This is a genomic window from Roseixanthobacter psychrophilus (genome assembly GCF_043195195.1).
Lineage (GTDB): Bacteria > Pseudomonadota > Alphaproteobacteria > Rhizobiales > Xanthobacteraceae > NCEH01.
On record NZ_JBAFWT010000063.1, the window covers coordinates 1 to 17,976 of the forward strand.

The 17,976-nt window shown below is 62.4% G+C and carries 19 protein-coding genes; 6 read left to right on the forward strand and 13 right to left on the reverse strand.

Annotated elements, in window-relative coordinates:
* Both V5F77_RS26540 and V5F77_RS26545 read left to right on the forward strand, forming a co-directional pair.
* Nucleotides 1-939, forward strand: a 939-nt coding sequence (locus tag V5F77_RS26540; RefSeq protein WP_429008114.1) for an IS4 family transposase, incomplete at its 5' end; no start/stop codon positions are given.
* A gap of 129 nt (nucleotides 940-1,068) precedes the next feature.
* Nucleotides 1,069-1,368, forward strand: a complete 300-nt coding sequence (locus V5F77_RS26545) for a hypothetical protein (protein WP_429008115.1) — start codon at nucleotides 1,069-1,071, stop codon at nucleotides 1,366-1,368.
* A gap of 31 nt (nucleotides 1,369-1,399) precedes the next feature.
* On the opposite strand, the gene trbI is transcribed toward V5F77_RS26545, so the two are convergent.
* The 12 genes from trbI to traI are packed head-to-tail and all read right to left on the reverse strand — an operon-like array spanning nucleotide 1,400 to nucleotide 11,624.
* Nucleotides 1,400-2,704, reverse strand: coding sequence for an IncP-type conjugal transfer protein TrbI (gene trbI, locus V5F77_RS26550; RefSeq protein WP_429008131.1), 1,305 nt, complete (start codon nucleotides 2,702-2,704; stop codon nucleotides 1,400-1,402).
* Between the two features lie 11 nt (nucleotides 2,705-2,715).
* Nucleotides 2,716-3,168: a conjugal transfer protein TrbH gene (trbH, locus tag V5F77_RS26555; protein ID WP_429008116.1), complete on the reverse strand. Its 453-nt coding sequence runs from the start codon at nucleotides 3,166-3,168 to the stop codon at nucleotides 2,716-2,718.
* Nucleotides 3,169-3,173: 5 nt separating this feature from the next.
* Complete coding sequence (trbG, locus tag V5F77_RS26560) at nucleotides 3,174-4,010, reverse strand: P-type conjugative transfer protein TrbG (protein ID WP_429008117.1); 837 nt, start codon at nucleotides 4,008-4,010, stop codon at nucleotides 3,174-3,176.
* A gap of 17 nt (nucleotides 4,011-4,027) precedes the next feature.
* Entirely contained in the window at nucleotides 4,028-4,690 is a 663-nt protein-coding gene (locus V5F77_RS26565) for a conjugal transfer protein TrbF (RefSeq protein ID WP_429008118.1), read from the reverse strand.
* 39 nt (nucleotides 4,691-4,729) lie between these two features.
* Nucleotides 4,730-5,908: a P-type conjugative transfer protein TrbL gene (gene trbL / locus V5F77_RS26570; protein ID WP_429008119.1), complete on the reverse strand. Its 1,179-nt coding sequence runs from the start codon at nucleotides 5,906-5,908 to the stop codon at nucleotides 4,730-4,732.
* Nucleotides 5,902-6,111 (reverse strand): entry exclusion protein TrbK, encoded by a 210-nt coding sequence (trbK, locus tag V5F77_RS26575; RefSeq protein ID WP_429008120.1) that lies wholly within the window; start codon nucleotides 6,109-6,111, stop codon nucleotides 5,902-5,904. The genes trbL and trbK overlap by 7 nt, the downstream gene beginning before the upstream one ends.
* Nucleotides 6,105-6,842, reverse strand: a complete 738-nt coding sequence (gene trbJ / locus V5F77_RS26580) for a P-type conjugative transfer protein TrbJ (protein WP_429008121.1) — start codon at nucleotides 6,840-6,842, stop codon at nucleotides 6,105-6,107. Before trbJ ends, trbK begins: the two co-directional genes overlap by 7 nt.
* 55 nt (nucleotides 6,843-6,897) lie before the next feature.
* Complete coding sequence (locus V5F77_RS26585; RefSeq protein WP_429008122.1) at nucleotides 6,898-9,354, reverse strand: conjugal transfer protein TrbE; 2,457 nt, start codon at nucleotides 9,352-9,354, stop codon at nucleotides 6,898-6,900.
* Between the two features lie 2 nt (nucleotides 9,355-9,356).
* The gene (locus V5F77_RS26590; protein ID WP_429008123.1) at nucleotides 9,357-9,656 is read right to left on the reverse strand and encodes a conjugal transfer protein TrbD; all 300 of its coding nucleotides are present in this window, start codon (nucleotides 9,654-9,656) and stop codon (nucleotides 9,357-9,359) included.
* Nucleotides 9,649-10,026 (reverse strand): TrbC/VirB2 family protein, encoded by a 378-nt coding sequence (locus V5F77_RS26595; protein WP_429008124.1) that lies wholly within the window; start codon nucleotides 10,024-10,026, stop codon nucleotides 9,649-9,651. Before V5F77_RS26595 ends, V5F77_RS26590 begins: the two co-directional genes overlap by 8 nt.
* Nucleotides 10,016-10,987 carry a P-type conjugative transfer ATPase TrbB gene (gene trbB / locus V5F77_RS26600; protein ID WP_429008125.1) on the reverse strand — a complete coding sequence of 324 codons (972 nt, stop codon included), beginning with the start codon at nucleotides 10,985-10,987 and terminating at the stop codon, nucleotides 10,016-10,018. The genes V5F77_RS26595 and trbB overlap by 11 nt, the downstream gene beginning before the upstream one ends.
* A 10-nt stretch (nucleotides 10,988-10,997) precedes the next feature.
* Nucleotides 10,998-11,624, reverse strand: a complete 627-nt coding sequence (gene traI, locus V5F77_RS26605) for an acyl-homoserine-lactone synthase (RefSeq protein ID WP_429008126.1) — start codon at nucleotides 11,622-11,624, stop codon at nucleotides 10,998-11,000.
* Nucleotides 11,625-12,017: 393 nt separating this feature from the next.
* Here traI and repA point away from each other — a divergent pair, with 393 nt between their 5' ends.
* From repA to V5F77_RS26625, 4 genes are all read left to right on the forward strand, one after another.
* On the forward strand, nucleotides 12,018-13,229 hold the full coding sequence (gene repA, locus V5F77_RS26610) for a plasmid partitioning protein RepA (protein WP_429008132.1): 1,212 nt from the start codon (nucleotides 12,018-12,020) through the stop codon (nucleotides 13,227-13,229).
* Nucleotides 13,214-14,272, forward strand: coding sequence for a plasmid partitioning protein RepB (gene repB / locus V5F77_RS26615; protein WP_429008127.1), 1,059 nt, complete (start codon nucleotides 13,214-13,216; stop codon nucleotides 14,270-14,272). Before repA ends, repB begins: the two co-directional genes overlap by 16 nt.
* Before the next feature lie 238 nt (nucleotides 14,273-14,510).
* On the forward strand, nucleotides 14,511-15,794 hold the full coding sequence (gene repC, locus V5F77_RS26620) for a plasmid replication protein RepC (protein WP_429008128.1): 1,284 nt from the start codon (nucleotides 14,511-14,513) through the stop codon (nucleotides 15,792-15,794).
* A 176-nt stretch (nucleotides 15,795-15,970) separates the two neighbouring features.
* Nucleotides 15,971-16,861 carry a DUF3991 and toprim domain-containing protein gene (locus V5F77_RS26625; protein WP_429008129.1) on the forward strand — a complete coding sequence of 297 codons (891 nt, stop codon included), beginning with the start codon at nucleotides 15,971-15,973 and terminating at the stop codon, nucleotides 16,859-16,861.
* Between the two features lie 52 nt (nucleotides 16,862-16,913).
* On the opposite strand, the gene fic is transcribed toward V5F77_RS26625, so the two are convergent.
* Complete coding sequence (fic, locus tag V5F77_RS26630) at nucleotides 16,914-17,975, reverse strand: protein adenylyltransferase Fic (RefSeq protein ID WP_429008130.1); 1,062 nt, start codon at nucleotides 17,973-17,975, stop codon at nucleotides 16,914-16,916.
* Nucleotide 17,976: the final 1 nt, after the last annotated feature.

A 17,976-nucleotide genomic window follows, 5' to 3' on the forward strand; every position in this document is an offset into this window, starting at 1 on the left:
GTCAATCCGACCCGAGTTCCGATCGAAGTGAAGGAAAGCTATCGCTGGCTTGAAAACCTACGCCAGTCAAACGCCTTACTGGCAGCGCCTGAGCGTTGCGTCCACGTAGGAGATCGCGAGAGCGACATCTACGAGCTGTATTGTCTGGCGCAGGAACTGGGGACCACATTTCTGGTTCGTGTTCAAACCGACCGGCTTGCGGGCGGCGAGGATGGACCCCGACACGACGGCAAAGCCCATCGGGTGTACCAAAAACTGGAAAACGTTCCCTGGGCTGGCCGGCATGAAATCGAGTTGACGGATGAAGCTGGCCAGCCCGAAAGGGTATCCCTGTCGGTCAAGTTTTCCTCGATAGACACCCTGCCACCGATCGGCAAGCAGAAGGCCTATCCACCGACCCGGCTCGTCTACATCCAGGCGGCGGAAGACGGTGAGCCGGAGGGACGGCCGAAGGTCGACTGGCGGCTGGTGACCAACTTACCGGTGTCGTCGCTCGCGGACGCTGTGGAAAAACTGTCGTGGTACGCCCTGCGTTGGAAAATCGAAGTCTTTCACAAGATCATGAAATCCGGCTGCAAGGCCGAGGATTCGAAGTTGCGCACCGCCGAACGGTTGGTCAAACTACTGGCGATCATCGCCGTTGTCAGTTGGCGCGTCTTCTGGATCACTATGTCGAGCCGAGCCAATCCGGACAGCTCCGCGGAGGTTGCTTTCACACCGACCGAAATCGCCATCCTCGACGTCGTCGTGCCCGTTTCAGAGGGGCAACGGAGGACACCCGATCTCGCTTTCTACGCCAACCGCCTTGCCCGGCTCGGCGGGTATCTCGACAGAGCCCGGGACCCTCCGCCGGGAAATATCGTCATGTGGCGTGGCATCAACCGCCTCAACGACATCGCTCTCGGCATGCGCATCGCCGCAAACTTTGTGGGTAATTGAAAGACTCGCCGGAGGGGTACGTTCGGCCTCGCCTCCGTCGTCCACGTCATCGGCCTCGGAGCCATCGAGCTCGGCGTCGAACGACGTTTGAAGCGCGCGGGTGGGGTTCGCGGCCGGTTGACAAGATTTGTGGCGATCGTGGGCGCTACGGTGCTGTCGGCGACCGCGTTGCACGCCGTGGGAGCGGCCATTTGGGCAACCGCCTATCTGGGCCTGGGCGCTCTTCCGGACGAGCGATCAGCGATGCTGTATTCAATCGGCGCGATGACGACCTTCGGCCACGCAAGTCTCCGCCTTTCCGACCGCTGGCAGATGCTGGGAGCACTCGAGTCGCTCAACGGCATGCTGTTGTTCGGACTGACCACAGCATTCCTCTACGCCACCATTCGCAGCGCTCGGGCCGTCATAGGGGAAATAGAGGTAAAGTGAGTCGCCGGTCCGACAGCGCCGTTGGGCTAGACTATCCCCGATAGGCTTGGGGGAAGATCATATCTTGGTCGACCAGGACATTGAACTGGTATCCTGGGCGGATTTCGAGGGTGGGCTGCACCTCGAGGTTTTTGTTGATGGTCTGCTCGGCGACGCGGCCGAAGGTCTCCGCGAAGTTGATCCGCGCTGCGTCCTCCGGGGTCATGGAGTTTCCGACGTTGTTCTGGTTCGGCGGGATCGCGAGGTCGATACCCGTGCCGATCAAGGCGATGAGGATCGCCGAGCCGAAGGTCTGCAGATATTTATTGTCGACTTGGTCCTTGAAGCCGCCATAGCCCGCCCCATCGACGCCGGCCATGCCTCCGATCTGCAGGGTCGACCCGTTTGGAAAGATGAGATCGGTCCAGACGACAAGAACACGCGACTGTCCGAACGACACTTTGCTGTCGTATCGGCCGAATAGTTTGGCGCCTTGCGGGATCAGCAGTCGGTGTCCGGTCGCTGAATCATAGACGTTCTGGCTGACCTGCGCGGTAATCCGGCCGGGCAGATCGGAATTGATGCCGGTGATCAGTGTTGCCGGAATGACCGAGCCACGCTTGAGTTCATAAAGAGACTGCTGCGGCACGACCTGATTTGGCAGATAACCAAGCTCCTTCAGGTCCGCGTTGAGGAAGGCTCCTTTCTGCGTCTGTCCGTTCGGATCGACCCGCTGCCCGGCAAGGCCAGCGGCGAGTGCCGCGCCGTAGAGATCCCCCACCGAAGCGGATCGAGCGCCGCCATTTGTGCGGGAAGTCGATGAGCCTCCAGTTCCTGCTTTCCCTTCGAGCTTGCTTCGATCGATGGCGAGCGGAGCGTCATAGGCGGCTTCATTCGCCTGGATGCGTGCCATTTGCTGACGATGATACTCGCGTAGATACTGCTCCTCCTGCTCGCGCTCAAGGCGGGCGCGCCAGACCGCTTCGGGTTCCAGCGCCGACGCCTTCTGTGGCTCGGCCTGCTTCGGCTGCGGCGAGAACGGGTTCGAGGAGGCCACCTGCTTCGTATCGGCCGTAGGCTGAGGCTGGAAAGAGGGCGTCGAAGCGGGGTCTCCAATGATACCGTCGCTCACACCGCGCTTGAGCTGGTCGGCGAAGGTCGAGGCTGGGGCGCCAGAGGATTGGCTGAGGCCCGTTGAACTGGGGCCGTATAGCCCACGGGAGGCCAGGCCATAGAAAATCACGCTAAGGAAGGCCACGACCAGCACGATTACGATGATGATCGGCAGCCGATTGATACGTCGGATGCTTTTGCTTTCCTCGGTCGGTGTGCCGCCGAGCTTGAGCGATTGCACGATGGTCCCCTCCCCTATCCGCGCCGCATGACTGATAGCGGGCTTGCAGGCGTCGCGCCGGCTGCCGTGACGATGTAGGCCCGGCCGATCTCGACGTTGCTGGTGGACAAGCGGGCCAACACCTGACCATCGAAGGGCGCGATGAGATAGGCGAGCGGAACGAGGTCCTGCTTTCCGTCCGTCTTCTGGTCGGTGATGACAGCGTAGCCCCAGCCCTTGAGTGAAGCCTCCAGCGCCTGGCCGAAGGGAGAGGCATCCTGCTTCAGCGCCACCGTGGCCGTTCCCGGGCCGATCTGCTCGGCCAGGCGGCTCACCATATCGCCGGCGATGGCGCTGGCGGCGGGACCGGAAATCTCTGCCGGCGCGCTACTGGAGGCGAGCCCGCCACCTCCGAGGGTCTGGCAGCCAGCAAGAACGAAAGAAAACAGCAGGGCGGCGATGTAGGGCCGAAGTGGCAGAATGGGCATCGTACTCACCCTCCCCGCCGGATTGTGATTTTGTCCTGATTCCAGCCGACACCGGAGACCAGCACCGCGCGGTCGATGGCATAGTCGACCACCATCATGTCACCACTCATCCGATAGTTGACGATTCGATTCTGGCCTCCGGATGTGACGAACAGGACCGGGGCGTCCTGGGCCGAGACGGAGCTGGGGAATTGGATGTAGGTCTTGATTCCGTCCGAATAGACGCGCGTCGGCCGCCATCGGGCATTGCCTGACAGCGAATAGGCGAAATTCAGCTGGTCGGCCGGCACTCCGGCGCCCGGGAGGGTGCTCGCCTCGAGGCGAGCATTGATGTCGGCGAGACTTGCCGAGACGTCTTCGGGGTACTCGAAGCCGACGCGTGCCATGTACTGCGTCGAATGGGACTTGAGCTGGATGTGGTAGGTGCGACGCGAGGTGGTGACCACCATGGAGGTGACGAGGCCGGGCTCGGATGGCTTGACGATGAGATGGATAGACTGGCCGCCGGCGGCGCCGGAAGTGGCGGGCTCCACCTTCCAGCGCACGGTGTCGCCGACCAGCACGTCGCGGACGACCTCGCCCGCCTGGAGCTCGATGTCGCAGACCTGAAGCGGCGAACAGACCACCGAGGGCTGGACCTCACCGTAGAGAAAGATGACCTTGCCGTCGGGGCCGCGGGTCACCAGTCCCCGACCTCCACGCCATTGGCCGGAAAGACCAATACCTTTGGCTTCATTGCTCGTTATGCCCTGGGCGCAGGCGTCCCACGAAAATGATGCGCAGGAGGCGAGAATCGTCATGGAAAAGAGTGCGGCCCGAGACCGCCGCGTCGAGACGTTCATGTGCGGGTCGATGCCTTTCAGAGCTGCGCCGTCCAGTCGAAGTCGCGCAGGTAAAGACCGATGGGATTGAGGCGAATGGTGGCTTCGTCCTGGGGCGGAGTAAGTGTAACGGAAGCGATGCCGCGGAAGCGGCGAACCGCTGTCTCCTTGCCTTTGCGATCGCGCTCGAACTCGGTCCAGTCGATCTGCCAGGACTGAGGTGAGAGGGCGACGATATTGTTGACCTCGATTGCGATGGTCGCGTTCTTTGCCTTTTCGAAAGGCGAGCTCGAGCGGAACCAACCATTGATCTTCTCGGTCGCGGGATCCGAGGTCCGCAGCATGGCGTAGGTGCGGTCGATATACCCCTTCTGCACCACGGCATCGGGCGTGACGGATCGGAAGTTCGAGATGAACGAGCCCAGCGTCGCGCGCACCACGCGCGGGTCCGCATACTCAATCTGCTGCGGAGTACCGGCGCTTACGGCCGTGCCGAGCTTGTCGACCTCGACGATATAAGGAACAAGCTTTACCTGTGTGCTCTGGAACAAGGCGTAGGAACTGCTGACAAGTGCCATGACGAGGCCAGTGATGCCGACCAGCCGCCAGGCTGCGGCCGTGCGGACGTAGGATCCGTAACGCTCGTTCCACTCCTGTTTCGCCGCGAGATAGGGGTTGTCCGGTGTACTACGCGCGGCCATGCGGCCTCCGTGTGTTCGAGCAGCGCTGCAAGTGCATCACTACTTTCCTCTGTTCCCGGGGGACGACTTCCGGGCCTCGTCGAGCTTGGCGTTGGCGAGGCCGAGGGTGGAGGTGCCGAAGGCGCCGCGGGCGTCCATCGCCTGGTCGCGGGCTGCCGCGGCAACTGCGCCGCCGGCAGCGCCCATGCCGCTCGCCATGCCCTTGAGGGCGGCTCCGGCCATGGAAGAACCTTGCGCACGTGCGTCCGAGTAACCTGCCGCGCCGGCCTTGGCAGCGCCCCAAGCGAGCGAGCCGCCCCCGACCGAAGTGGCGAGGGCGAAGTTCGCGGCTTGAGCGCCGTGGCGAATGGTCTCCATACCGCCGGTGACGGAGACGCCCTGCACCACGCCCTGAAGTATCGCAGGCACATACATTGCGATGACGAACACCACGACGGCTATGCCTGCGATGGCGAGTGCCGTCTGGTACTGGTCACCGACCGACGCATCATTGGCGAGGCCGATCAGCACCTCGGAGCCGATGCGGGCGATCATGACCAAGGCCATCAGCTTCATGCCGACGCTGAAAGCGTAGACCAGATAACGGACGGCAAAGTCCTTGGTGAAGGAGGATCCGCCTAGACCGAGCATGATCATGCCGGCGAGCAGGCCGACATACATCTCGACCAGGACGGAGACGAAGATCGCAGCCACGAGCGAGAAGGCGATGACGCTGACGATCATGGCAAGTGAGGCGGAGAGCGCGAGGGCGTTGTCCTCGAACAGCCCGAAGCTGATCTTCTCCGACATCTTCGACGCAACGGTGAGGCCGGCATTGAAGACATTCGCCGGTGAGGCCGATCCGCTGCCGGCGCCGATTTGGAACAGGCTGTCCACGACGGCTTTCGCGATCGCCGGTCCCTGATCGAGCACGAAAGCAAAGAGGCCGATGAACATGATCCGCCGCACCAGCTCGGCGAACCAGCTGTCCAGCGAGGCGGCCTGAAGCGCGAGCCAGACAGCGGCGATGCCGATCTCGATCCCGGCGAGGATCCAGAACAATGAGCGGGCGGCGTTCATGACGGTCGTCTCCCAGCCCTTTGCCGCCGTCACGATCTGGTTCTCGAGCGTATCCAGCACTCTTCCGTCCTGTGCCAGCGCCGGATCGCTCAGGAGAACGCAACCAATCAGGACGAGACCAGCGATGCCTAGGCTGGGTAGGAGCTCACGCCTTACCATCGCGGTCGCAACTCCTGGCCGTTCTCCATGTCGTAGCGCTTCCCGCTGCCGAAGAAGTCTTGCGCGCGTTTCTGCGGTGTGGCCGCCGCCTTGGGGGAAGCTGGCCCGGCGTCCGGTGAAGGAAGCAAAAACCAGAGTCCGATGCCCGCGAGACCGAGGGTCAGGCTCAACGCGACAATGATCAGGGATCTGAACATCACCATTTCGGCTGCATCTCCTGCCCGCCCGAAGTGGAGGGTGCGCTCGAGCGGAAGAAGTCCTCGCGTCGGGCCTGGGCCAGGTCCTTCTGAGCCAGCTCGGACTGATACCAGGTACCCATCATCGTCACTTGCTGGGAGACGAGGCCACGCAGCTTCTGGAGCTGTGCCACCTCCTGGGCGGCGATCTGATGGCCGACCTGCAGAGCCTTCATTTGGCCATCGGCACCCTCCGACATTGAGCGAAGCGAGGACATGGTGGATTCTTCGCTTCCGAACTGCTCCGCGGTGAGGCTCGCCGCTTTGAGAGTGCCGGCGATGGTATCGCGGTTGGTATTCGACCATCCCTCATAGGTCGACGAGAAGGAGGCCCCGTTCGGCAGATTGCTTTTGAAATCCGAGAAGGACTGGAATCGTTGCTTCAGAACGTCGTCGGCATTGCCCATGGAGAAGGCGATGCCTTGTCCCTGTGCGACGATGTTCTGGAGGCGACCGAGATCGTTTTCGATCTGTCCCCAGACATGGTTCGGCAACTGCGCCGTATTCTGCAGCATATTTGAGTAGATCTTCAGTTGGTTCTGAATTTGCTCGGCAAGCTGAGTGATCTGGGTGACCTGGTTGTTGATTTGTTCGGCCGAGTTGCCGACGAGGCTGACGAGCTCGGCATTGTTGGCGATCTGGGTCCATTCGGTGGCGCCACCGGTGATGCCACCGCCGCCGGCGCACGCGCTGTCCATGGGGGCGAGGCTCGCCCAGGCGGCGAGGAATGCCGCGGCCGCCAGGGCGCGAGGATCAGACGTTCGGGAGGAGAGAGGCGGCATGGGCGATCCCCCTTTGCTCGAGCCAGTGGCGGGGCCAGTCGGTCCCGTGTTCGGAATGGAGGACGCTGATGCGCTTGAGATCGTCCTTGCCGGAGGCGCCGACGAAGGCCAGAGCGACCGGGCCGAGCGCCATGTCGAACAGGCGGCGGCCGACAGGCGAGGCGACGTAGTACTCACGCTTGGGAAGAGCGGTTGCGACGATCTCAATCTGCCGGCTGTTGAATCCGATGCGCTCGTAGAATTCTCGCGTGCCCGGCTCTCGGGCCGATCCGTTCGGCAGACATACCTTGGTCGGGCAACTCTCCTTCAGGACGTCGATGATGCCCGAGCGTTCGGCATCCGAGATCGACTGGGTCGCGAGCACCACGGCGCAGTTGGCCTTGCGCAGAACCTTCAGCCATTCGCGGATCTTACTGCGGAACACCGGATGGCCGAGCATCAACCAGGCTTCGTCGAGGATGATCAGGCTTGGTGCGCCGGTGAGACGCTTCTCGATGCGCCGGAACAAATAGGTGAGGACAGGCACGAGATTGCGCTCGCCCATGTTCATGAGCTCTTCAATCTCAAAACACTGGAAGCTGCCGAGGGCGAGCCCGTCTTCCTCGGCGTCGAGAAGCTGGCCCATCGGGCCGTCGACCGTGTAGTGGCGCAGCGCGTCCTTGAGCTCGCGCATCTGCACACCAGAGACGAAATCGGATAGCGAGCGGCCCTTGGCCTCGGCCAACAGGCCGATCTGCCGGGAGATGGCGTTGCGATGATCGGGAGTGACGCTCACGCCCTGCAGCGTCACCAGCGTCTCGATCCATTCCGACGCGAAGGCGCGGTCGGCATCGGTGCCGAGCTCGCCAAGCGGGCAGAAGGCGAGCGCCCTCCCCTCCCCTGTCGCCTCGCCGCCTATCTCATAGTGGTCGCCGCCGACGGCGAAGGTCAGCGGCAGCATCGAGCGGCCCTTGTCGAAAGCGAAGACCTGCGCATCCTCATAGCGTCGGAACTGCGCGGCGATGAGCGCCAGCAGCGTCGACTTGCCGGAGCCGGTTGGTCCGAACACCAGCGTATGGCCGACGTCGTCGACATGGAGGTTGAGGCGGAACGGGGTCGAGCCGCTCGCCACCTGCATGAGCGGCGGCGATCCGGCGGCATAGAAAGGGCAAGGAGCGGTTGGGCTTCCCGACCAAACCGAGTTGAGCGGGATCAGATTGGCGAGGTTGCGCGTGTTGATCAGCGGCTCGCGGATGTTTGCATACCAATTGCCTGGCAGGCTGCCGAGATAGGCGTCCGTGGCGTTGAGCGTCTCGATGCGGGCGCCGAAGCCTTCCGCCTGGATCAAGCGGCGGATCGCCTCGCAATGCTCGCGCAGACGGTCGGCCCTGTCGTCGAAAAGCACGATCACCGGGGTGTAGTAGCCATAGGCGACGAGCTGCGAGGAGGCCTCGGCGATGGCGTCCTCGGTCTCCGCCACCATCATCATGGCGTCCTGGTCGACCGACCGACTTTGAGTCTGGAACAGTTGGTCAAAGAATGGCCGCACCTTCTGCTGCCATTTCTTCCGGGTACGCTCGAGGCGCGCCCTTGCCTCTTCAACGTCGAGGAAAATGAATCGGCTTGACCAGCGATAGGTGAGCGGCATGTGGTCGAGGGCATTGAGGATGCCCGGCCAGCTTTCGGCCGGCAGGCCGTCGATCGCGACGATGCCGAGGAAGCGGTTCTCGACCATCGGCGTGACGCCGTGGCGGAGCTCGGCTGTTGCCAGCCAGTCGAGATACATCGGAATGTCCGGCAGGCGGACCGGATGGTTCTCGCCGGTGATGCAGAAGCGGATGAACTGGAAGAGCTCGTCGTAGCGGGCGACGTGTGTTCCTCCGCGCTCCTCGACTTCCTGCGTGACCATCCGACGCAGCGAGACGACATTTGCGAGATACTGCTCGATCTCGCGGATCGACGTCTGGAAGCTGTCGAGCGCCGTATCCGCATAGGAGGCGGATCGGCTCCCAGCATCGGAATAGACGTAGCGGGTCAGCCCCGATCGCCGACGCTCCGGCGGCCGAAAGGTCAGGATTATGGCATGCTGGCACTCATAGTGGCCCTGCTCCCGCTCGAAATGCGCCCGCCGTTCGGCGTCGATCGCCCGGGTCACTGAATCGGGGAAGTGACAGACATCATCTGCCGGATAGTCCGTCGTCGGGACCCGGACAGCTTCAACCTGGATCATCCAGTTCGACCCGAGCCGCGCCAGAATCGCGTTGATCTGACGTGAGATGTCGTTGCGTTCGACATCGGTCGAACTCTCGCTGTCCGGCCCGGCAAAGTACCAGCCGGCCATCAGACTGCCGTCCTTCAGCAGGATGACGCCGTTCGCCACAAGGCCCGCATAGGGCACGAGATCGGCAAAGGACGGCCCTGAGTGACGGAAGGAGCGCAGCGCGGCCATGCTCAGAAGCGCCGCCAGGGCGTGGAAGTCGCCCGGTAAACGGGGCAATAGCCGATGTGGCGCACATAGACCCGCCGCATCAGTGGATCGGCCTTTGCCATCATCCGCAGGGCTGCGACCGCGACCAGCCAGATGACGAGGCCGAACAGCGCCGCGTACCAGGTCAGCACCACGAAGATGAGGATGGCGCTCGCAAGCCCGGTGAGGAGCACGAGTTCGCGATCGGCGCCCATCAGCAGGTTCGGGCGCGACAGCGCGCGATGGATGCGCGAACGGGCGAGGCTGGAGTCGAGCTCAGCCATGCGCCCCCTCCCCTCCCCGAAGGGTGACACCGTACGCTGGCGCGTCATCGCCAATCGAGGCACCCGTCGAGCCGAACAGGGCGACGATCTGGGTGGCACCGAGCAGAATTCCGGCGACGAGGACCACATACATGAGCCGTCGCGCAAAATCGTTCAGCTCGCCGCCGAAGATCAGCATCCCACCGGCGACCGCGACGGCCGCAAGTGCGATGAAGCCGGCGACAGGACCAGTGATGGACTGCTGAATCTGCTGTAGCGGCCCTTCCCACGGCAGGCCGCCGCCGCCAGCCGCCATGGCGGGCTCGGCCAGGAGGCCGAGCGTAAGCGCCAGGAGCGCGCCGGTCAGGAGATGATAGCCGCTACGCGACATGGCGGTCGTCCTCGATCTGATGGTGGTTTTCGGTCTCGTACTGGCCGCCGGCGAAGCGTTCGACATGGACGACGTCGCGCACGCGCCGCCCCTTGGGCATGCGTTCGATCGAGACGATGAGGTCGACGGCCTCACCGATCACCTCGCGCATGGGCTGTTGGCTTGCCTCAGCGGTAAGCTGCTCGAGTCGGCGCAGCGCCGACATCGCGGTGTTGGAGTGAATCGTGGTGACGCCGCCCGGATGGCCGGTGTTCCAGGCCTTCAGCAAGGTGAGCGCAGCGCCGTCACGGACCTCGCCCACGACGATCCGGTCGGGGCGAAGACGCATGGTGCTTTTGAGCAACCGCCCCATGTCGACCGTGTCGCTCGTGTGGAGCGTCACGGCATTCTCGGCCGCGCACTGGATCTCCGCCGTGTCCTCGAGGATGACCAGACGGTCTTCCGGGGCCGTGCGCACGATCTCCGCGATGACCGCGTTGGCGAGCGTGGTCTTGCCCGAACCCGTGCCTCCCGAGATCACGATGTTCAGCCGCGCGGAGATCGCGCTGCGGATCACTTGCGCCTGGACCTCCGTCATCACCTTCGACGACACGTAGTCATCGAGTGGGATCAGGCGTGAGGCTCTCCGTCGAATGGTGAAGCTCGGGGCTGCGACGACCGGGGGCAGCACGCCCTCGAATCGATGACCGCCGATCGGCAGCTCGCCAGAGATGATCGGGCGCTCGTCGTCCGCTTCGGATTGAAGCGCATGGGCAACGCTGCCAATGATGATTTCGGCGGTCGCGGCCGTCATCTCGCCGGCCGGCGCAATGCCGTGGCCGAGGCGCTCGATGAACAGCCGTCCATCCGGATTGAGCATGATCTCGACGACGGTCGGGTCGTCGAGGGCAACGCAAAGCTGGTCGCCGAGGGCCTCCTGCAATTTGCGCAGGAGCCGCGGATGGGAGCGGAGTTGGGCCACGGCGCGGTCCTCACGCCGCCCGATGCTGCGCCGGCGCGATTGCCGACCGATAGCTGTCCGGACGCAGACGTTCGAAGCTCGGAAGGTCCGCTGGAAGTGCTCCCGCGATCGCCGTCGTGTTTCCGATACGGCGAGGCTCTCCGAGCCTCCGCATGGGCCAGCCGACGCGCCTCAGGATACGTTCGAAACGCAGATCGGTTGCTGTGACGATCTCGCTATAGCCGTTCGCCAGCGACCATTCGATGATACCGGCGAACAGGCTGAGAGTGGCCTCGTGGATTGCACCCCCTCCCCGGCCCTCCTCGAGCGCGGTGTTGACGCAAAATCGCGAGCTTTCGACCATGCCAGAATGGGGATCGAGCCGCCCGGCAGCCAGCAGCTGTGGAAAGGTCCGCTCCAGCATGTTGGGACCGGTTGCCGGCAACAGCCGGGCGCCGCCGGCGACCGTTCCTTGGTCCGTCAGGGCGAGGATGTAGGTGGGATCGAAGGCGTCGTAGTGATCCTTCTCGCGGCCATCGTAGACGTCGACACACCAGCCGAGGCGGCCAGCGAAGACGCGGGCTCGGAGATGATGCTGTTCGTCGACGAGACGTCGATCAATCGCGCTTGAAGCCTGGCGAACGGCGCGCAGCCACATCGAATGCAACCTCCAACGTCATGGTGGGAGGTCGGAGGTCATCACAAAGAGCGGGATCGCTGGAGTGTAGAATAAACGGGGACGTATTCGGGCGAGTCGCACCTCAGCCGGTGACCAAAAGGCAGATGATCGGTTGTCCCAGTTGGCCCAATCGCCCTGAGAATAAACGGGGGAAACAAACAAGGAACACGGAAAATAGCGGAAATTATAAGTGATTGAAACCACACCAAAAACTTGGGCGAGATATCGGCGTCAACTGACCGGCCGATCGCTGCTGTTAAGTAGTTGTTAACCAAATAAAGTTTGACCGGCGTCGGGAATCGGGCAATCGTCCGTCGACGCTTTTTATTCGATTATCAGGAGTTTTCCGTCGTGAGCGCGAAGGTCGGAGCGATGGCAAAGAAACTGGAGAGCGAGCCCTCAATCGCGAAGATCACGCGGCACTCGCAGCTGCTGGCCGCGCAGCTGCAGGCACTACGTGCCCAGCTCTACCCGCCCGAGGCCAAAAAGTCGCTAAAGACATTCACCTCGCGTGAGGCGGCGACGATGGTTGGGATCGCGGAATCCACACTCAGGCAGATGTCCCTGGATGGCGAGAGTGCTGTTCCCGAACTGCACGGGAAGGACAACCGTCGCCGCGCCTATACGCTCGCTCAAATCAACGAGATCCGCGAGCACCTCGCGAATAAGCGACCCAAGGAAGCTCTGACGTTCCTGCCCCGGCGCCGCGCCGGCGAAAAGTTGCAGATCATAGCAATTGCCAATTTCAAGGGTGGATCGGCGAAAACGACGACCACGATCCATCTGGCGCATTTCCTTGCGCTAGAGGGATTGCGCGTTCTCGCGATCGATCTCGATCCGCAGGCGTCTCTGTCGACGATGTTCGGCTTTCAGCCCGAGCTTGACGTCGACGATAACCAGACCGTCTACGGCGCAATCCGGTACGACGACGATTTACGGGTGCCCTTGAAGGACGTCATTCGCAAGACCTACTTCGACGGCATTGATCTCGTACCGGGCAATCTTGAGCTGATGGAGTATGAGCACGAGACCCCGCAAGCGATTGCTCGTGGCGATGGCCGCGGCGAAGCGATGTTCTTCCGCAGGCTGCGATCGGTAATCGGCAGCGTTGAGGATGACTATGACGTCGTCCTTATCGATGCGCCGCCCCAGCTAGGATATCTCACGCTCGGTGCCCTGTACGCGGCCACGGCGCTACTTGTGACGGTTCATCCTGCCATGCTCGACGTGTCGAGCATGAATCAGTTTCTCAAGATGACCAGCGACATCCTGCAGGTCATTCAGGAGAACGGCGGGACTCTCGAACACGATTTCATCCGCTACGTGTTGACACGGCACAATCCCCATGACGTGCCCCAGGTAAACATCGTCGCACTCTTGCGATCCCTGTTCGGCGAGGACGTCCTTGCGCCAGTCGTGGTGGAGACAACGGCTATCGCGAATGCCGGGTTGGAGAAAAAAAGCCTCTACGAGATGGCAAGAGGGGCGGTGGGGCGGGACACGCTCAGCCGTGCGATCGAGTCAGTGGATGCCGTCAATCGGGAGATTCTGAACCACGTCAAACAAGTATGGGGGCGGACGTGACGAACGCGAAAGATCGCTCCAATCGCATGAAGCACCTGTTCGGCAATGTCGATCGTTCCGAACTCGAAAAGCACCTGCCCTCCCCCGCCGTGGACAAGTCGCGTGCCAGCTCGGCCGGCATGTCCGGCGCGGTGAAGTCGATGCAGCAATCGTTCTCGACAGTCGAAGCCGAGAACGAGCGCCTGCGCGCACAGCTACAGTCGGCCGAGGCGGTGGTGGAGCTCGATCCCGCTCTGATCGTCCCCTCGTTCGTCCGCGACCGAATGGACCTTGAGGGCGACCCGCAATTCCTGCTTTTCGTCGAAAGCATACGAAGTGAAGGCCAGAAGCTACCCATACTTGTTCGCCCCCTCCCTGAGAAGGTCGGCGCCTATCAAGTGGCTTTTGGACATCGCCGGTTGCGCGCCTGCCAGATCCTGGGAATCCCCGTGCGAGCGGTCGTCATGGCGCTCACCGACGAGCAGCTCGTCGTCGCGCAGGGCATCGAGAACACCGAGCGTGCGAACCTGTCATTCATCGAACAGGCGCTCTTTGCGGCCGAGCTGAAGAAGCGAGGGTTCACACGGGAGACGATCGCGAAAGCGCTGGGTCGCGGCGAAGCGAAGGGCCTCGCATACATTTCAATTTTGACCTCGGTCGCCGCCGCCCTTCCGGAAGGGCTCGTTCGCAAGATCGGGCCAGCACCGTCTGTCGGTCGGCCGAAATGGGAAAAGCTTGGATCGTTCTTCAAGGATCAGAAGCTTCCCGCCGACGCGAACTCCGCCGTCAATGGATTGGTCGCTTCAGAAATATGGCAGTCTCTGAGCAGCGACCACCGGTTTGCTGGCGTGCTTCAAATTCTCGATCGGCGCACCGACGCGACGGAGCAAGCACGACAGCTTGATCTCGGCGGCGGGCTCTCGGTGACAACCAAGCGGACGCCGAAGGTCACTCAGATTTCAATTCCACATGCTCCGGCACCTGGCCTCTCAGCGTGGCTGATCGAACGGCTGCCTCAGCTCGTGGAGGAATTCAAACGCTCGGAACAAGGAGCGAAGTCATGACCTGACACGCGAAATAGGAAAAGGGCTCACCGACTGCAATCGGCAAGCCCTTCAATCCCTAGCCAACAGAACGGTCTCGTTCCGTCAGCATCAGCGGTAACAAACTGATTCTATGACGGGGCACTTGCACAATCAAGCCCTGGTTTCCAGTCGGGGCATGATCGTGTGCGCCGATTTGCTGGCTTTTCATCCACTCAAGTGATGGAGCCGCGGCTGATGGGTCGCGGAACGGCTGGCTATGGCCCAGGCTACAGAAATCGCGTCGTTTCGGCGCGTCACCCCGGGGATACTCGCAAGCGCTCGGCTCGCCATGGCGAACGATGTGCCGGAGGTATCGAAGGCGGAGGTCGCGGTTATCCTTAAGAAGGCGGCGCCCGTCCTGGGGATCGACGGATCGACCTATCACATCATGGATATCCTCATAGGGCTCTCGCGAGCGGATGATTGGAAAGGCGCGAACCGTCCGATCGTTGCGATCTCAAATGCGAAGCTTGCCGAGTACACCGCGAGATCAGTGCGCCAGGTTTCTCGCTGTATCCGTCGTTTGGTCGAAGCGGGGATCGTCGCCTATCGTGACAGCCCGACGGGCCGGCGCTTTATCTATCGAGACAAGGATGGTGAGATCGAGAAGGGCTATGGTCTGGACTTTACGCCGGCCCGGGTGAGGATCCACGAGCTGAAGCGCCTGGTGGATGACTTCCAGGCACGATTGAACAGCGAACAGGAGGCTCGGCGGGCGACGACGCGGCTGGCGCGGGCCATTGTCGACGCTTCTGAGGCTTATCCGGAAAGGGCCCAGGCCTGGTTGGCGGAGCTGGAGCAGATCAAACGGCAAGGGCAGGGGAATGAGATCGAAGGGCAGTCGCTCGACGTACTTTATCGGCGAGTTCTCACGGAGGTGACTGAGGAGTATGTTCCTCACAAAATGTCAGGCGAGGGTGACATCCATGTCATTCCTAATATTAATACAACCCCTCAAAACTCATTTGAAAGTAACCATGAACCGCCTCGCTCTAACGAGCGAGACTCCTCCACCTCAGAGAACGACCGCATTGCGGTCGTTCCTCCAACCGAAAAAAAGCGTGAGGTAAATCGACCGTCGAGGCAACGCCTACCGAGAGCAAAGGTCTCGCGGAGCGCCGGCGAAATCCAGTCCGAGGTTCTTTCATCGGTCTCAGTGGCCCTAATTCGTTCGGCATGTCCGGAATCTTGCGAGGTTACAGGCCGATCGTTTAAGACCTGGCCAGAACTCACCGACTCCGCCGAAATCATGCGCGTCATGATCGGACTGTCGGAAGCTGCCTGGCTCGACGGGGCGGGCAAGGTGGGCCGCTACGCGGCGGCGGCCATCTTGGTTACGGTTCTCGAGAAGTCGATGAGGAGCCCAGAGCAGATCTCCAGTCCGGGAGGGTACTTCCGCGCAATGATTGACCGTGCCGTCGAGGGGAGCTTGCATCTCGAAAAGAGCCTCTTTGGACTTGCCGATGGTGCTCTCAAGCGGGCACGCGACAGCGACTCATGAACGGCGCGGTGGGGTTACAGCTGTAACTGTTCGAGCCGCCTGGCAATGCCTCGCAGCTCCCAAGAGGGCTGACCGGCTTCAAACGGAAGAAATGTGCGAAACGTCAATAGGTTGGCGAAGTTGGGTAACAGCTGTAACGGTGTCGTCGGCCGACCGGCAGGGAAAGGACCTCCCGCATGGCTGAGTATGACCGAGATCAGATCAAGGAAAAGGTCCCCTGCTCCGCTCTCCTGGAGAGCCGCGGCTGGAAGGTCGACCTTCGCGAAAGCACGTCCCGCGCTATCAAGTATCGACGCGCGGACGGCGAAATCATCATCGTCAACCATCACGGCCGAGGCTGGTTCGATCCCACTTCACAGGCGAAGGGCGACGTCTACTCTCTTGCCCAGCATCTCGGGGCCGACGGATTCCCGAGTGCGGTGCAGGTCGTCGCTGAGCTTGTGGGCTTCGTTCCGCGCGATCCGGTATGGCAACGCAAATCGCGACGGGGTACCAGTGTCGCTCCGTCCAAGCGTTGGGCCGAGCGGTCTCCTCCAACCCCCGGATCCGAGGCGTGGGTCTATCTGACCGAAGCTCGCGGCATCCCCGCTTCGGTTGTTGAGCGAGCGGCCGCGGCGGGCAGATTGCGAGAAGGACCGAGGGGTTCGATGTGGGCCGCGCACCTGGATCCTGTAAGCGGCGTGGTCGGCTGGGAGGAACGGGGTCCGAACTGGCGGGGCTTCGCTGCTGGCGGCTCAAAGACGCTTTTCCAACTGGGCGAAGAAAGTGCCCGGCGACTTTGCGTCACGGAGGCCGCGATCGACGCAATGAGCCTCGCCGCGATCGAAGGCTGTCGCGTCGACAGCATCTACGCCAGCACCGGGGGAGGGTGGGCGCCGGCCAGCGACCAGTACATCAGAGCCCTCGCTGCGCGGCCGGGTTCGTTGATTGTGGCTGCCTGCGACGCAAACGACCAGGGCGACGCGTACGCTGCGCGACTCCGCGAGATTGCGGGCACTGCGGGAGCCGGATTCTTGCGACTTTGGCCGGAAGCGGAAGATTGGAATGCGCAGATCGCCTCTCGATAGCGGAGGCCCGTCACTAGACGCCGGCAGATTGAACCAATGGCTCTCGAGCGTCTCAGCCATCTGGCTTCGCCGGCGGCCGGTCGCTGAGAAGCGACAGCAGCGCCGGGTTGATGTAGAGGTTTTCCCGCCCGGCCTTCATCTCCTGCAGCAGTCCGTGCTCGGCAAGGGTCTTCAGATAGACCGACGCCGCCTGTCGCTTGGCGATGCCGGCCGACACCAGGTCGCCGATCCGGCAGTAGGGGTTCACGAAGATCACCTCGGCCAGCTCGCGCGAATAGATCCTCGGCAGATCGCGTCGAATTTGGTCTGCGGTCTGGTCCAGCAAGTCGCGAATTGCGCGAATGCGCGCTGTCGACCAGTTGGCCGTCTCGCGGACCGCCTCGAGCATGTAGAGGATCCAGTCCTGCCATGCGGACTCGGTCGTGACGGCGAGGAGTCGGTCGTAATAGGCGCGCTTGTTGCCGATAATGTCGCGGCTGAGATAGAGCACTGGGATGTCGAGCAGGCCCTTGTCGACGAGGTAGAGCAGGTTCAGCACCCGGCCGGTCCGGCCGTTGCCGTCGGTAAAGGGATGGATCGCCTCAAACTGGTAGTGCATCACGGCCAGCCGGATCAGCGGATCGATATCCTCGGCCTCGTGGATATAGCGTTCCCAGTTTGCGAGTTTCTCCCGCAGCAGAGCCTGACCTTCCGGGGGCGTATAGACGACCGTGCCCGTCGCCTCGTTCATCAAGGCCGTACCGGGTGTCGCTCGGATATCCAGTTCGACGCCCTTGATGGTCCGGCAGACGGCAACGGCCGTGGACGTCGACACGGGCCGCTGCTTGAGCGTCTGGAAGCCTTCGCTGAGAGCCGTGCGATAACGCAGTGCCTCCTTCGTCGCCGGATCGGCCTGGTTGCCGGCTTCATTGGCGAAGCGGAACAGCCTGTCGGTCGTGGTGACGATATTCTCGATCTCGGAGCTCGCCTGCGCTTCGAGCAGCGGAATCGAATTGATCAGGACAGCTTGATTGGGAATGAGCTGGCCGGAAACTCGAAGTTCCGCCAGCGCCGCCCGCGCTGCGATACAGGCTTTCAGCACCGCCTTTGTCTCCACATCCTCGCGTGGGGGCAAG

Coding starts and splice junctions, on each gene's coding strand:
- trbH (WP_429008116.1), bottom strand. CDS start 3,168: ATGCCCATTCTGCCACTTCGGCCCTACATCGCCGCCCTGCTGTTTTCT.
- trbG (WP_429008117.1), bottom strand. CDS start 4,010: ATGAACGTCTCGACGCGGCGGTCTCGGGCCGCACTCTTTTCCATGACG.
- V5F77_RS26565 (WP_429008118.1), bottom strand. CDS start 4,690: ATGGCCGCGCGTAGTACACCGGACAACCCCTATCTCGCGGCGAAACAG.
- trbL (WP_429008119.1), bottom strand. CDS start 5,908: ATGGTAAGGCGTGAGCTCCTACCCAGCCTAGGCATCGCTGGTCTCGTC.
- trbK (WP_429008120.1), bottom strand. CDS start 6,111: ATGGTGATGTTCAGATCCCTGATCATTGTCGCGTTGAGCCTGACCCTC.
- trbJ (WP_429008121.1), bottom strand. CDS start 6,842: ATGGACAGCGCGTGCGCCGGCGGCGGTGGCATCACCGGTGGCGCCACC.
- V5F77_RS26585 (WP_429008122.1), bottom strand. CDS start 9,354: ATGGCCGCGCTGCGCTCCTTCCGTCACTCAGGGCCGTCCTTTGCCGAT.
- V5F77_RS26590 (WP_429008123.1), bottom strand. CDS start 9,656: ATGGCTGAGCTCGACTCCAGCCTCGCCCGTTCGCGCATCCATCGCGCG.
- V5F77_RS26595 (WP_429008124.1), bottom strand. CDS start 10,026: ATGTCGCGTAGCGGCTATCATCTCCTGACCGGCGCGCTCCTGGCGCTT.
- traI (WP_429008126.1), bottom strand. CDS start 11,624: ATGTGGCTGCGCGCCGTTCGCCAGGCTTCAAGCGCGATTGATCGACGT.
- repA (WP_429008132.1), top strand. CDS start 12,018: ATGGCAAAGAAACTGGAGAGCGAGCCCTCAATCGCGAAGATCACGCGG.
- repB (WP_429008127.1), top strand. CDS start 13,214: ATGGGGGCGGACGTGACGAACGCGAAAGATCGCTCCAATCGCATGAAG.
- repC (WP_429008128.1), top strand. CDS start 14,511: ATGGCCCAGGCTACAGAAATCGCGTCGTTTCGGCGCGTCACCCCGGGG.
- V5F77_RS26625 (WP_429008129.1), top strand. CDS start 15,971: ATGGCTGAGTATGACCGAGATCAGATCAAGGAAAAGGTCCCCTGCTCC.